The organism is Alteromonas sp. MB-3u-76 (genome assembly GCF_002831605.1).
Classification (GTDB): Bacteria; Pseudomonadota; Gammaproteobacteria; order Enterobacterales; family Alteromonadaceae; genus Alteromonas; species Alteromonas hispanica.
The window spans coordinates 3,185,506-3,200,563 of the sequence record NZ_CP025115.1; the positions used below are offsets into that span (position 1 = coordinate 3,185,506).

At 42.8% G+C, this 15,058-nt stretch carries 10 protein-coding genes; 7 read left to right on the forward strand and 3 right to left on the reverse strand.

Annotated elements, in window-relative coordinates:
• Positions 1 to 4 precede the first annotated feature (4 nt).
• The 5 genes from CW735_RS14195 to CW735_RS14215 all read left to right on the forward strand — a co-directional run bounded on the left by CW735_RS14195 (position 5) and on the right by CW735_RS14215 (position 6,168).
• On the forward strand, positions 5 to 751 hold the full coding sequence (locus tag CW735_RS14195; RefSeq protein WP_052806652.1) for a HugZ family pyridoxamine 5'-phosphate oxidase: 747 nt from the start codon (positions 5 to 7) through the stop codon (positions 749 to 751).
• Positions 752 to 1,220: 469 nt separating this feature from the next.
• A complete protein-coding gene (locus CW735_RS14200; RefSeq protein WP_020745975.1) occupies positions 1,221 to 3,344 on the forward strand; it encodes a TonB-dependent receptor family protein in 2,124 nt (707 codons plus the stop codon).
• Between the two features lie 215 nt (positions 3,345 to 3,559).
• A complete protein-coding gene (locus CW735_RS14205) occupies positions 3,560 to 4,723 on the forward strand; it encodes an MFS transporter (protein ID WP_100972757.1) in 1,164 nt (387 codons plus the stop codon).
• A gap of 567 nt (positions 4,724 to 5,290) precedes the next feature.
• Entirely contained in the window at positions 5,291 to 5,692 is a 402-nt protein-coding gene (locus tag CW735_RS19965; protein ID WP_232230494.1) for a glucosaminidase domain-containing protein, read from the forward strand.
• Between the two features lie 164 nt (positions 5,693 to 5,856).
• On the forward strand, positions 5,857 to 6,168 hold the full coding sequence (locus CW735_RS14215; RefSeq protein ID WP_156844074.1) for an STAS/SEC14 domain-containing protein: 312 nt from the start codon (positions 5,857 to 5,859) through the stop codon (positions 6,166 to 6,168).
• 483 nt (positions 6,169 to 6,651) lie between these two features.
• On the opposite strand, the gene CW735_RS14220 is transcribed toward CW735_RS14215, so the two are convergent.
• From CW735_RS14220 to CW735_RS14230, 3 genes are all read right to left on the reverse strand, one after another.
• A complete protein-coding gene (locus CW735_RS14220; RefSeq protein WP_071980288.1) occupies positions 6,652 to 7,200 on the reverse strand; it encodes a YaeQ family protein in 549 nt (182 codons plus the stop codon).
• A 105-nt stretch (positions 7,201 to 7,305) separates the two neighbouring features.
• On the reverse strand, positions 7,306 to 9,297 hold the full coding sequence (locus tag CW735_RS14225; protein WP_100972758.1) for a RecQ family ATP-dependent DNA helicase: 1,992 nt from the start codon (positions 9,295 to 9,297) through the stop codon (positions 7,306 to 7,308).
• A gap of 146 nt (positions 9,298 to 9,443) precedes the next feature.
• Complete coding sequence (locus CW735_RS14230) at positions 9,444 to 10,400, reverse strand: YihY/virulence factor BrkB family protein (RefSeq protein WP_100972759.1); 957 nt, start codon at positions 10,398 to 10,400, stop codon at positions 9,444 to 9,446.
• A gap of 252 nt (positions 10,401 to 10,652) precedes the next feature.
• Here CW735_RS14230 and CW735_RS14235 point away from each other — a divergent pair, with 252 nt between their 5' ends.
• Both CW735_RS14235 and CW735_RS14240 read left to right on the forward strand, forming a co-directional pair.
• A complete protein-coding gene (locus CW735_RS14235) occupies positions 10,653 to 13,922 on the forward strand; it encodes a tetratricopeptide repeat-containing hybrid sensor histidine kinase/response regulator (RefSeq protein WP_232368296.1) in 3,270 nt (1,089 codons plus the stop codon).
• A 163-nt stretch (positions 13,923 to 14,085) separates the two neighbouring features.
• On the forward strand, positions 14,086 to 14,991 hold the full coding sequence (locus CW735_RS14240) for a sensor domain-containing diguanylate cyclase (protein ID WP_100972760.1): 906 nt from the start codon (positions 14,086 to 14,088) through the stop codon (positions 14,989 to 14,991).
• The last annotated feature ends 67 nt before the right edge of the window (positions 14,992 to 15,058 follow it).

Below are 15,058 nucleotides of genomic sequence, written 5' to 3' on the forward strand. Positions count from 1 at the left end.
AAAAATGGACAATCAGCCAGCGCCTGACCATATTTTTAACGCCCGCTGTTTAATGCGAACGCAGCATACCGGAGTGCTATCTACTGTTAGCCTCTCGCTAAAAGGGTATCCTTTTGGCTCTGTTACTCCATATTGGATGACCGATAATGGCGATCTCATTTTGTATGCTTCGGACATTGCTCAGCACAGCCGAAATATGAAAGCGGATTCTAAAGTAAGTTTGTGTGTGTTTGATAGTAATAAAGACGATAGCCAAGCTAACGCCCGCGTTACCGTGATTGGCGATGCCAGCGTAATAGGCAGCGACTGTGAAGAGGCTGAAAGCTACTTTACGCTTTATCCTCAGGCCCGAGCTTATGTTAATGCACACGACTTTCAGTTTTATCGCATTACCCCCACCCGCATTCGTTATATTGGCGGTTTTGGCGAAATACACTGGTTTAAGCCGGAAGATTGGCACTATGCTACGCCCGAATGGGTTGAGCATAAGCAAGGGATGATAGACCACATGCATGAAGACCATAAAGATGCGTTGGCTCTTATGTTAGACCATCAATACGGCGTAAAAGCCAATGAAAACGACATTGAAATGCTAAATGCATGCATTGAAGGTTTTCATGTTAACGCTGCAGGCAACGTATATTTCATCAAATATGACTCTCCTTGCCTAGCACCGCAATCGGTTCGTCCTGCTATGGTGAAGCTAACGCACGCAGCTCGCAGAGGTGGGAGAGCTCAGTCGGTTGCGTAATACTTTGACTATTGACTCACTCATGTCACACCCAATTTTGATTGGGTGTGACGTTTTTTAACAATTTCACTATTCAGCATATTCTCTCTCTTTAAAACCATCATTCCGCATAGAAAATTACCCACTCAGCGAGACTTAAAATTTCGTAATCGCGCCGTGTTACCGCAGGTAAAGTGGTTCTGCATCAAAGTGACACAACAAAGAGTAAGGACATTTCAAACTCGCACTTCGGGAAGGTCTGGCAAGTTCCGTAGCTTCGTCCTGGGAATTTGAAAGGGAACAGCCACTCCTGGATTCTCACGTTTCGCTAGGAGACTTGCTAGCGCCCTCTGAGTGGGCAATCATCTAGTTCATAAGCATTTTTGTTAAATAGATTTTATTCTTCGAATTTTTTGTTGATAAAAAAACAATTATATATATCATATACGAACCATTATCATTTGTATTTAGAGTATTAAAGGGTAAATTTATGAGAAATGTAAGTAGAGTATCTAAATTGGGTAAAGCGATAGCATTTGCACTAGCGGGACTGTCGAGCGCGTCCGCAATGGCGGCTATAGCGCCAGACGATATTGAGCGTATCACCATTAGTGGAAATAGCGATTCAACATTTCCACGCACCATGGCTGCCGTTGATTCTGGCAAAATCTTTGAGGGCAAAAAGACCTCAGTGGTAGAGCTTGATGAAATGCCTAACTTCATTGAGCCAAACTTAAGACAGATGTTTTCTACGCTGCCGGGGCTCTTCGTTTCAGATCAAGCCATCCCCAGTTTTTACAATGTGAACTACCGCGGCTTAGGAAACCCTCATGAGTCTGAGTTCGTGGGCTTTTTTCAAAACAATATTCCCCTAGCCGCAGACCTTTTCGGATACCCTACCATCTACTACATGCCGCCAGCACAGCGTATTGAGCGCATAGAATTCGTTCGCGGCGGGTCGGGTTTAATTTACGGTCCACAAATAGGGCCGACGGTAAACTTTATTACCAAGCGCGCAGAAGTAGGCCGCGATACGGGCTTTCGAACCGATCAAGCACTCGGGAGCAATGGGCTATATAGCACTTATAATGAGTTTGCCACTTCAACTGGAGACTTCGGTTTCTTTGCATCGGTAGACCACCGTTCGGCCGACGGCCCTCGAGATAATGAAGATTTCGATGTAACATCAGGCCACGTTAGTGTGGCTTATGAAGGGTTTGACGACATTCGCCTTGGTTTCGAACTTGATGTATACAACTCAGACTCTGGTGAAGCAGGTCGTTTGAGTACGACGGAATTTGAACAAGACCGCAATCAAACATTAACCCCATTCAATCGTGTTGAGATAGAACAAGTACTGGCTAATTTTACTTTTGCGCAGAAGATTAGCGATAGTGCGACGCTTGACGCGAATGTCTGGTATTCATACATGGACCGCTTTAGTCGCCGTTCTGGGCAATTTTCTGAGCCTGAGAATGAGCCTGCTACCACAAATATTGATCAACAAGAATTCGATAATTGGGGCTTCGACGCCCGTTATGCGCAAGCCTGGGGCGACAACAATGTGCTGACTGTGGGGACAACCTCTTACTGGGGAGATAGCCCAAGAACTCGTCACGTCAGTAGCGATATTCGCTCTAACCAACAGAACGCCGCTGACTTGCTATTCGATCAAGACCGTAAAATGACGTATAACGCCGTATTTATCGAAAATTTATTCAAATTCGATAAATTGAGTGTGGTACCTACCCTACGTTATGAGCGCGTTAATTACGACTTAGAAGAGTTGACTAAAAATCCAAGTCTAAACCGAGATCCTATCGACGTAGACGAGACTGAAAATGAACTGCTACTCGGTCTTGGCATGATGTATCAGCTCAACGAAATCAGTGAGCTTTATGCAAACGTTTCTGAATCTTATCGCCCTCAACGATTTGATGATTTGGCCAACCCCAATTCAGAACTCGCCAGCTCAAATGGCCCCGATGTTTCTAGTGCAATGAACTATGAATTTGGTTACCGCGCCATGCCTGTTGATGGTCTTGTACTTGACGTGAGCGCGTTTAGAATCGACTTTGACGACAAAATTGAAACTATTCAGGTAAATATCGCTGACATAGAGCGAGTGAACTCTGGCGACTCTCGCCATCAAGGCGTAGAGTTTAGCGTCGACTACGACCTTTTTGCGGGTCGTGCTGACGAAAGTTTTAGAATTTTTGCCAATGGCTCGTTGCTTGATGCCGAAATCGTCTCTTCCCTTAACGAGAGCCTGGTTGGAAATACCACCGCTTTTGCACCGGAGTATCTTTTACGCGCCGGGTTTATATACAACACGGAAAAGCTTGATGTCGCGCTTACTGCGACAATGGTAGACGAGCAATTTTGGCAAGACTCGAATGCGTCTAGAGGAACAGGCATCGATGAAATAGCCGCGCTAATTCCTTCCTATGAAGTTGTTGACCTGACCGCTGAATATCGTATCGATTCGCAATGGGCAGTATATGGAGGCATTAATAACCTTTTAGACGAGAACTATTATTCTCGCGTGAGAAATGATGGTATCGAACCTGCCCTCGAAAGAACCGTATTTGCAGGCGTACGCTTTCAAATGTAAATAGCAAAATTGTAAGCAAGCAGGGGCGATAACTTGGCCCTGCGGTGCGCGCTTATAACCAGCGTCTTTTCAGACCACCTCCACACTTCAACATGTAATAAAATCGCTCTTTACGACCATTTCTTTTTGTTTTACCTCGCCGTTAAATTCCCTCATATTCCCGCAAATAATTAATAGCCATTAGAACGCAGTTGCGGATTGCAGGGGCTTTAACGTTGGAAAACACATTGTCTACAGAGCCTAAAGTACGCATTTCAGCGCCGGTGATTGCCCTGGCAATGTATGCGATAGCGTCAGGCTATTTAATGAGCCTCATTCCACTTATGCTAACGCACTATGGCCTTGATACGTCGCTGGCCAGTTGGTTAGCAAGTAGCTTTTATGCAGGCCTTCTTCTCGGTGCGTTGGCCATTGAGCCTTTGGTTACCCGCTTGGGACACCGAAACGGATTTGTTTGGTGTTTAGGTACGCTCATCACTACTATTGCCATAATGCCTGCAATCCCTGACGCCAGCGTTTGGTTGCTTGCCCGGTTCGTTGCTGGCGTTGCCGTTGCAGGTGTATTCGTTGTTGTTGAGTCTTGGTTATTACATGGTAATGAAGCCGACCGCGCCAAGCGCGTGGGCCTTTATATGGGAGCGTTCTATGGTGGCAGCTCGTTAGGACAGCTTTGCCTTGGCTTTGTTGGCGTTCACGGTGTGATGCCTTTTGTCGCCATTTTTACTGCGCTACTTTTTGCTGTTGGTGTATTACTGCTTATAAAAAGCGATCAGCCCAGTAGCGCGGAAATCACACCACTATCGTTTAAGCAAATCACCAAGCTCAATCACGCTGCAATAATGGGATGTATTGTATCAGGGTTAACGCTAGGTGCTGTTTACGGCTTAATGCCCCTAGAGTTGATACAGCGAGGTATTGCTCATCAGCACTTGGGAGGATTGATGGCGCTGGTCATTCTTGGGGCAATGGCTGTTCAGCCTTTGATCCCTATGTTATCTCGCTATTTATCCAGAACTCTACTAATGGCCCTGTTTTGCTTACTGGGCGTTGCTGCTATTTCTCTTACACTGTCCTTTGCAGGTTTATATGCACTGGGCGCCGGTCTATTCCTTCTTGGAATGGCCCTATTTGCCCTATATCCGGTTGCCATCAACCTTGCTTGCGACAACCTTGATGCCCATTACATTGTGTCGGCTACTCAGATTATGCTTTTCAGTTATAGTCTTGGTTCAGTTGCAGGACCCATTATAGCCGATGGTTTTATACTGCGTGAACAAGGCCTGATGGGTTACTTATTTACTTGTCTCCTCGCCACCAGCATTTATATGCTAATCGCCAGTATTAAGCTGAAAAGTAAAGCAAAGGGCGTTTACGGCTAACATAGTTGCAACCCCTTTTTTCATTGCTGAGTGCACTTTATTAATAGATCGTTGTACACAAGACCGAGTGTGCACTCAGTTTGAAATTTTTACGCGATTTTTATACAGCGTACCGTGCTTATTTTCTATATTAAGTTTAACTTGTATAAAGTATTCAGGCGGTTAACCTATATTTCCATTAATTATGGTACAGCTTAAGTATCACAACGTTGACTAATCAAAAGGAAGAATTCAATTCTAAACTTTAAATATATTGTTTTTTTAGGCTCCGCACTACTGCTTAGTGTAGCTGTATGGTTTATTTTTTTCGCCAAGGAATTAGCACCTGATTTTACTGCCTACGCTGCTGGGCCAGAGCGCAAAACCGCGTTCTTCAATTATTTTACCCCTATAATCGTTGATGCTAATAAGCAACTAGCCGCAGATAGACGACAAATTCAAAAAATATGCGATAAGGGTAACAGTGACGCGGCCTCGCTAGAAAGTTACTTAACCAAGTATCGGATTGACGATGCCGATCTACAACAAGAGTCTGCTTGTCAATTATTGTTGCGTCGCGCGGATGTGGTGCCCGTTTCATTAGCACTCGCTCAGGCTGCAAACGAAAGTGCGTGGGGCACGTCTCGTTTTGCTAAACAAGGGAACAACTTCTTTGGCCAATGGTGCTTTACCAAAGGCTGCGGCATTGTTCCCCAGTCTCGTGATAAAGGAAAAGCCCATGAGGTCGCCGACTTTCGTTCACCAGCAGATTCGGTCGAAAGCTACATGATGAATTTAAATCGTCATGATGCCTACAAACCGCTTCGCACTATTCGCCAATCACTTAGGGAAAAAGGGTTTGTTATTTCTGGGTTACCGCTTACCCACGGTTTAAACAAATACTCTGAACGTGGTGAGGAGTATGGAAAAGAGTTGCGTGACATGATTACCTTCAACGATCTAACACGCTTTGATACGGCATCAGATTAGATGGCGGACCAATGCGGTTCGCCGTCGCTTTCCTATTCGCCTTAGCTTCCCTATGAAAACGTGATAAATCGTGCAAAGCACTAGTTGAAAAAGCGCCTCGCAACATTAAGACCATAAACGAAAACTATGCGTATATATCGTAAATTAAATTTATGCTCGCCACTATGAAAACAGACTCGACAGCAAAGCCCTACGCCATCATCGATAGAAGTTGCAAACCGCTTATCTATGTCACCTTTACAGGGCAACGTGAAACCCCTGAAAATTTCGAAAACTATCTTAACGAGTTACATCGAAATTATGATGATAAGGCGCCCATAGGCCTAATTTTTGACGCAGAAAAAGCCCCTACTCCAAACATTGCGTATCAAAAACTTCAGGCGCAATGGATGCAAACACACTTCAACTTAATCCAGCAATATTGTCAGGGAGTGGCTTACATCATGCCAAATCCATTTTTACGGCCAGTGCTTTGAATGATTTTTGCGATACAAAGAAGCCCAGCCCCGTTTAGAATATTTTCGAATAAAGAAGCGGGTGTGAAGTGGCTAAAGGGTAGATGCCAATAGTGTATTGCTATAAGCAATGTAAGTATAAGTAGGCATGAAATGAGTCAGGTGAATATCAATTGTGACCTGACCCCATTTATGAAAAAGGAGCCGCATTGCTGCGACTCCCCGTGCTTTGGCCAGCGAATCAGCCAGCCAGAATGATGACGTAAGAAGGGTTAGTTAAAACGTACCCCATTCATAGCCAATTCACCTGTTTTCAAAACACTAGACATATGATCACCTCCTTCGATATCTGCTGAACACAACTTCAATGTAGCATTTGAATTCATCATGTAAAGAAGGATTGATTTTTATGGCAAACTTTTAATTTTTGGCGCTTTTTATGCTAGTTTCTTGGACGGATAAAAGTGGACTCCGTTCAAAGCACTCTATGTTTAAAGATGAATGCTATAGGTGCTTTTCTATCTCAATTTCTAGGCATTCACTCGCCTTGGAACCAGCAATGGTGAGCCAAATTTGTCCATCTTGAATGGTGACCTGAATTTGCATAGAGCGCTCTACCGCAGCAGATAATGTTGCTGAGAGGGAGTTTGGTAGCGTATACACAGATAAGTTCTTTTTTGTATTGAGTTTGTTCTGTTCTTTCTTCCACCACACATCAAAGCTGTTATCGGCATAAGCGTAAATCTTCATTTGCTTACTTTGATTACAGCCCTTTTTGATTCGCTGCTCCGATGGTTGTCCTAACTCAATCCAGAGTTCTATTTCGTCGCTAAAGGTTTTTTGCCATAAATCTGGTACTTCATCGTCTGACAACCCCTTAGTAAACTGCAGTTGCTCGTGAGCATTAACGATGAAGGCGATAATGCGCAGCATCATACGCTCGTCGTTTTCAGATGGGTGGCGGGCAATAGTTAAATTATGATCGTTGTAATAATTGCGGTCCATATCCGTTATCGATATGTCCGCTTTAAATATCGTTGCTTTAAGTGCCATGTTAATCCTTAGGAAAATGCAAACGAGGCTTATACATTTTCTATTCAGTAATTATGATACAGTCAAAGGGCACACTCGCCTTTATCTATTGATTAAGTTCCTCCACTACTGAATAAGTACCGCCACTAGGGCTTTTACATCTGCATACCTACACTGTTCACAGATAGCGAAACCCGCTACTTGCCTTACTTTAAAACGAGTGAATAGTGGCATCGACATACCGGTGAGAAAACGGCAATAAGTACTAAGCGTGATGTCATCGGTATATTTACCTTTTAAGTGAGTTTGCAACGCTTGTACTGCTCGAGCCACATCATTTTTATTCGGGGTCGCTACAGGCGTCGAATGCTCAAGCTTTGCCACATTTCCTCTACATACACTGCAATGACCGCATTGTTTAGGCGCGTTATTGTCATCGAAGTAGGCAGACAAGTTGAAGTTAAGACACGTGCGAAGTTCAAAGAAGCGAACCAGTGCGGCAATACGTTTTATTTCTTTTTGCTCGTTGTCGGCAAAATAAAATGCCAGTTTTTCAGCTAAATCGCCGACCAGTAGTGCCTGTTTGTTCACTTCATACACATCGGTAATTAAACGAGACGCAAGCTCAATATGACTGTGCTCATGTAAATATTCCAGCGCAGCAACTACTCGGCTTCGTTCAGCACCATAATGCTCAAATATGCTGTCAAAATTGACAATGCCCCACACTTTTTTCATTGCTGTGTGCGAAAACACTGCATCTAAAAAATCTCTTCGTTCTTGTGAAAATTGATTCAAAATAGTGTCTTTGTCGGTGATAAAGCGAAACTTAAATTCTGCGAAATAAGCAAACAAGGGCTTTACTACCCCGGCCAACTCCAATTGCACCAGCAAGGTTTTTAACGGTAACTGACGAATGTTACTTAACGCCGATAGACTATTAATTTGGGTTTCCCATTGATAAAGGCCATCATCCGATTGGCTTACTTTTTGAGCTTGACCAATATCATGAGATGCACTGTCTTGTGAGGCAATATCGTCAATCACTTTTTGTATTGCAACTTGGTCTGGAGTATCGCCGTAAACAAAGTTTTCAATGGTAACCAAACCGTCTAAATTCGCCAGTACCGTGCAGTTTGCAATGTCTCCGTCTCGGCCTCCGCGACCAATTTCCTGACTGTAATTCTCAATAGATTTAGGCAAGTCATAGTGTATAACAAATCGGATATCCGATTTATCGATACCCATACCAAAAGCAATAGTGGCCACCACCACTTGCAGCCTACTTTCCATAAAATCGAGCTGAATACTCTGCCTTACATCACTGTCTAGGCCAGCGTGATAGGCACTGGCAGCAACACCGTTTTGTTGTAAGAAACGTGCCACCTGCTCTGCACTTTGTTGCAACGTCACATAAACAATGCCAGCGCCCTGCTGTTGTTTTAATTGTTCCAACAAGGTGCTGTCTTTTTCTGCTTCTATTACCGGCAACACATTTAAATTCAAATTCTGCCGATAAAACCCTGTTTGAATAACATCGTTGTCAGCGATGCCAAACCGTTTTGCCATATCTTGCTTAACTTTTTTAGTCGCTGTAGCTGTTAACAAAAGCACCAAAGGTATATTTAAGTCTTTCTGATACGCGGGAAGTTTTAAGTAATCAGGGCGAAAGTTATGTCCCCATTCGGAAATACAGTGGGCTTCGTCCACCACCAACATCGACACTGGAATAGACTCAATAAACTGCCGAAAACGCTCATTTTTAAATCGCTCTACTGAAACCATCAGAATTTTACACTGGCCAGTGCGAATATCGTTCATGACCTGCTTGTTTTGCTGAGGCGTTAACGTTGAGTCGATACTGGCTGCCGCAATGCCTTTGCTATGCAAAAACTCAAGCTGATCTTTCATTAATGCCAGCAGCGGCGATACCACCAGAGTAAGGTGAGGAAGCTGGGTTGCTACGAACTGATAACACAAAGACTTGCCTGAACCAGTAGGGAAAATAGCGAGCGTAGAGCGCTGATTAAGCAATCCCTGCACAACCTCTTGCTGCCCTTGTCTAAAGGAGGAAAAGCCGAAAAGCTGATGAAGTAATGTAGAATAATCTGAGGTCATTAAGTTTGGTATCATCTGTAAAGTCGCAAAGATGATACAGCAAGATGAAATCGCAAGATATTAGAGCGTGTTGAACTTCGAAGTACATTCAGCCCAAAATTCCAACAGCGGAGGTCGCCTTGTGCTAATGATTTGTTGTCACATTTTTACGATTTACGCAAATCTTCAGGTGTATTATCGGCAACAACAGCGTTTCGCTCCCCCATTGGTTTGTCCTCACCTACGGTACTATCCACACTGGTTTGTAGCTCTATGCTTGAGTTTACTTCAGCACCGATAAGAATAATGTAGGCACTTAAATACAACCACATAAGCAAAATAATAATACCGCCCACTGAGCCATAGGTTTTATTATAGCTGGCGAATTCATTTAAATATATTGAGAACGCATAAGACCCTGCTATCCATAGTACGGTTGCCAGCATTGAGCCAGGTGTAACCCATCGCCACTGTGCCGAGCGCCGGTGGGGCGCATAACGATACAACGCAGAAAGACAAAAATTAAACAACACAAGCATAACAGGCCAGGTAAGCCAAATAGCCTGCTTGTCATCAATTGAGCCTCCTGAAGCCCAACTAATAGTTTCGGGCAAAATAGTAACGCACGCCAAGGCAACTATTACGGTGGCTATCATACTGATAGTGCAGGTTATGCGAGCTATTAAGCCATTAAAAAAGCCGCGTCCCTCTCTTTCGTTATAGGTGATATTGCACGCTGTGATTAATGCATTTGCTCCTTTACTACTGCTCCAAAGCGACAAGAATAGGGTTAAAAAGAACCCCCACCCCAATGCAGAACTCGACTTTTCCGTCAGTTTTTTAAGCTGCTCTTCAATGATATAGCTACTGTCGGAAGGCACCACATCTACGAGTAAAGCCATATGACGCTGCAACTCTTCTGGCGATACGATAAGACCATATAAGGATATTGTTGCCCCCAGTAAGGGAAAGATTGCCAACAAACAATAAAACGCAACACCTGCGGAAATAAGGGGAATATTATGACCGCCAATATTAGTGAATATGCGTTTGAGAATGCTCCACCAGTTGTTGAGTGAGAGTTGAAAAGCTGTGCTCGCTTCACTGAGGTGTGTATTACTCATAGTCTCGCGTTAGTTTTTTGTTGATGTAATTGATACAGCATAAGGTATCACTAGGATTAAAAAACTTTCACACAGTGTTGGGCGTAAGCTAGCGCCCAATTTTGAAATGGAATAGAAGCAAAGATCTTAATGCTAAGCTATGGCTTGATTGACACCCGTAGTAAATGCAACAAATCTATCTTATAGTAAATTTTCAAACTAGGACCATAAAAAGGTTTTCTAAAAAAGCAAATTCACTATGGCTGTCAGCTATTGTTTAATGTAAAAAGTGCGGTTAAGCATCTTATTTTTTTGATTGTCGTTTTTATCGGGTTGCCGTTAAAAACCACTTTGGCATTTCAGGAGAAACTAAGCAGCAGTAATGCTACCCTCCCCCCCAAACTTGCATTGTTAAGCGGCCTTAAGGAGCGAATTCAGCAGAACGACCCATCTGTAAAAGCTGAGGTTAAAGAGCTTACTCAGTACTTCACTGAATATCCAAGCGACTATCACCACGCGCGATTTCTTAACTTAAAAGCCTACCACGATATTTTAAAACAAGATTATGTATCAGCCTATCAACAGCTTTTAGATGCTCGCGAATACGCCAAGGTTGGCAATAATAAATTAGCCCTTGCCGAGTCATTTCGATTAGAAGGGTTTATTCTAGATTTCTCTGGCGAGCATGGGCGAGCACTAGATGCCTTGAATCACTCCCTTGAGCTTTATAATCAGTTGAATAGCAACCAAGTGCTTTCGGTATACAGTGCAATGGGTAATGTGTATGCCTCGCTCAACGATTTTGAAAAGTTACTGTCATTTAGCCATCGATACCTTTCTTCCGCGCAACGATTGGAGAGTAGTGAAAATGAGGGTATTGCTTACTATTATCAGGGCTATGCGCACAAAGAATTAGGCAATTTTCAGGAAGCGAAAGTTAATTTGATGCTAGCGGATGAATTGCTGATTGATACCAATTACCCTTTCATCGGAATTGTTTACGGCTCTATGGCAGAGCTGCATATTGCACAGGGTAACATCAATGAGGCGTTAAAAAACCTCAATAAAGCCGCAGAAGCAGACCGTAAGGTTGGTTTTAAATATACAGAGGGCCCTCGCCTGCTGCAGTTGGTTGAAATTCATTTACGCCGCGGTGAAGTCGAACTTGGCATCAGCGAACTTGAGTCAGGACTTAAAAAAGAAGAAGTTAAAAATGATAAGGCGCTGTTACTTAAATTTCTTGAAAAACTCATTTCTCTACTTGAGTCTACAAACGATTATCGGTCGGCCCTGCAATATTCAAAGCAATTTCAAGATGTCTATGAGCAAAGCTTTAACGAACAGCAATCTCGATTACTTGCGCTTAATCGCGTGCGTTTGGCGATAGCAGAAAAAGAGGACAAGATACAGCTGCTTGAAAAAGACAACCAGCTAAAAGAACAGCGTAATATCAGTCAACAAAAAGCCAATACGTTTCAACTTTATTTCATAGTCGGTGTCATTTTGTCTTTAGCTTTAGTGATAACCTTATTACTCAGAACTCGGCAACAACGTAGCGCCCTGAATGAACTAGCGAAAGAACTGCGAAAGGCAACCGACGCAAAATCTGATTTTTTAGCTCGCATGAGTCATGAAGTACGTACCCCACTCAATGCAATTATCGGGCTTACAAAACTTTCCCAGCGCTCGGCAGAAAACAAAGACCAACAGACTAACTTATTACAAATAGAAGGCGCATCGAACACACTGTTGAGCGTGGTTAACGATATTCTGGACTTCTCAAAAATTGAAGCTGGAAAAATGAATATTGAATCAACGCCTTTCAATATTGATGCTTTAGTAAATCAGGCAATTCGATACCACTTACCTCGGGCCAATGAAAAACACATTGAACTCATTCAGCATATAGGCAGAGATGTTCCTCATAATCTAATTGGTGACCCGCTGCGCATACAGCAAATTTTAAATAACTTCTTAAGCAACGCGCTCAAGTTTACCGACGATGGGCTGGTATCTGTAAGTGTTGGATGTGAACTTAGGGATGACCATGTGGAGCTTGAATTTGAAATAAAAGATACTGGCATTGGATTAGACAACGAACAAAAAACCAGGCTGTTTCAACCTTTCAACCAAGGCAATGAATCCACATCTCGTCGCTATGGTGGAACCGGTTTAGGCTTAGCCATATGCCAGCAGTTGGCCTCATTAATGGGTGGAAAAACATGGGTTGAAAGCAAACTAGGCAAAGGCGCTAGCTTTTATTTTACGGTAGATGTAAAACGCAACTCAGAAGTAACAATGGTGTCACCTTCCAAACAGCTTTCGACCCTTAAGGTGCTAGTTGTAGATGACGTAAGCTTATCACGACGAGCAATATCAGAAACGTTATCATTGGCAAAAATTGAAGCCGAGCTTGCCACTGGAGGTGAAGAAGCCATAGCCAAGTTACGTGCCGCTACAGCAAACAATACGCCTTACGACTTACTCATTTTAGATTGGAAAATGCCCGATATCGACGGCCTTGAAGTTGTCGCTATAATGAACCAAGAGTTCTCTATTAAACCTCCTAAAGTAATAATGCTTTCAGCGTTTGAGTCGCCCCAAATGCGTGAACAAGCCTCACGCCTTGGTATTGAAAGCGTTGTCAAAAAGCCTTTCGGAACCAGTGAACTAATTAATAATATTCAAGAGCTGTGTCTTGACTACCAAGCTGGTACAGAAAGGATAGATACAGATATATCTGAACTCCCCAACCTTGCCGGCAAAACTATTCTGCTAGTAGAGGATAACGCACTAAATCAAAAAGTAGCCTTAGGGTTACTTAAAGATTCTGGTGCCAAAATTGAAGTGGCCAGTAATGGCATAAAAGCGATTGATATACTTCGTCGCAACAATAAGTTTGATGTGGTGCTAATGGATATTCAAATGCCGGATATGGATGGCTTAAAGGCAACGAAAGTTATTCGTAATGAGCTACAGCTTACCATGCCTATTATTGCTATGACGGCACATGCCATGCAACAAGACATCGATATGAGTATTGCTGCGGGTATGACGGCTCACCTAACGAAACCTGTTGAGCCTAAAAAGCTTTTTAACGTTCTGGCTACCGCGATTTCAGTCCAAGAAGTAAATACTGCAGGCCATAAAACTCAGGCGCTCGGTGTTGAAACTTTCAACGAAACGTCAATCGGCAGGCTTAACCAGATTGATAAAGCACGTGCTATGCAGTCACTACTTAACGACGAACACCTTTACAAAACGTTACTTAGTGACTTTTTAGACCTGCAATCGGAGCTAGATACACTCCATCAAGCTATTAAAAACCAAGATAACACTACAATTTCAAGAGTTGCACATATCTACAGTACCGCACTTAAATACATAGGCGCTTATAATTTGGCCGACTTCATTCGTGCTATTGAGCTTACCATTCAACAAAATAAGCAATCGGAAGAGTTCGTTAAGCAACTAGATTTGATGCATAGTGCGCTTTTTGAAATGAACTGTGCAGTAAAGCAAATAGTTGCTTCAAACTCGTAAGTCACTAAGGAAAACTGCCATTCTTACAAATATGGTTGGAATCGCGAATTTTTTGTCGGCGTAATTGCATTAACTTTCATGCTGAAAGCCTTATGTATTGGCGATTTGGTGAACATCTGTTTATGCTTAACTTATGAAAATCTTTACGTTGTATTTTTAATCGATGCATACCAATATCTCTTTGGGTGAACTAGAACACCTTCTTGAGTCTGCTCCCGTTGTTCTATACAAATATGTTTTATTTCCAGAGGGCAAAGGGCGCTTTTTGTATATCAGCTCTGGTAGTTCTGACGTGTTGAGAATAAAAGCTGAATGCTTTATCGAAGACATCGACAACTTTTGGAATCTTGTAAACGAAGAAGATGTTGACAGGCTATATGAAGAGGATATCAACGCTAATCAGCAAGGCAGCTTTTTTGTTTCTGACATTCGCTTCAATAACCCAGCCAAGGGCAACATTTGGATAAGGCTATCGTCTAAACCAAGTAACGAGCTCTTCGAGGGACATGAAGTTTGGACGGGTTACATGGTTGATGTAACCGATTCTAAGCTTCTTGAATCAGAACTTGAGGAACGAGCCAAAAGAGATGGCATGACACAGCTTTGGAATAAGAATGAAATAGTAAACTCATTAGGCGATGAGCTAGCTCGTTTCCAAAGGGATAATCTACCCTTTTCAGTCATGATTATGGACCTAGATTACTTTAAAGAAATAAACGATCAATATGGTCATCTTGTTGGCGATGACGTGCTAATACAGTTCACAAACATTGCCTCAGCTGAACTAAGAGAAGTGGATATATTAGGTAGATTTGGTGGCGAAGAGTTTCTCGCTATTATCCATAATGCTACAAGAGAGGAAACTCTGGTAATTGCAGAGCGTATAAAACACGCCACGCAAAATAGAGTATTCAAAGACGGTGAAAATACGTTTTCAATTACCGTAAGTATTGGTATTACCGACGTTAAACAGCAAAGCCCTGACTCAGTAGAAGACATGATGAAGCGCGCAGATGAAGCGCTTTATCAAGCGAAACAAAATGGGCGAAACAAGGTTCAGTACATGTAGTCATTATACTTTTAGACATTGAACCTTGTTTCAACAATATAAATTAACGTGCCACCTAATGCAGCTG

Bases quoted from the DNA above. Each gene is read 5' to 3' on its own strand.
- CW735_RS14215 (WP_156844074.1), top strand. From the start codon at position 5,857: ATGAAAACAGACTCGACAGCAAAGCCCTACGCCATCATCGATAGAAGT.
- CW735_RS14200 (WP_020745975.1), top strand. From the start codon at position 1,221: ATGAGAAATGTAAGTAGAGTATCTAAATTGGGTAAAGCGATAGCATTT.
- CW735_RS14220 (WP_071980288.1), bottom strand. From the start codon at position 7,200: ATGGCACTTAAAGCAACGATATTTAAAGCGGACATATCGATAACGGAT.
- CW735_RS14240 (WP_100972760.1), top strand. From the start codon at position 14,086: ATGCATACCAATATCTCTTTGGGTGAACTAGAACACCTTCTTGAGTCT.
- CW735_RS14225 (WP_100972758.1), bottom strand. From the start codon at position 9,297: ATGACCTCAGATTATTCTACATTACTTCATCAGCTTTTCGGCTTTTCC.
- CW735_RS14230 (WP_100972759.1), bottom strand. From the start codon at position 10,400: ATGAGTAATACACACCTCAGTGAAGCGAGCACAGCTTTTCAACTCTCA.
- CW735_RS14195 (WP_052806652.1), top strand. From the start codon at position 5: ATGGACAATCAGCCAGCGCCTGACCATATTTTTAACGCCCGCTGTTTA.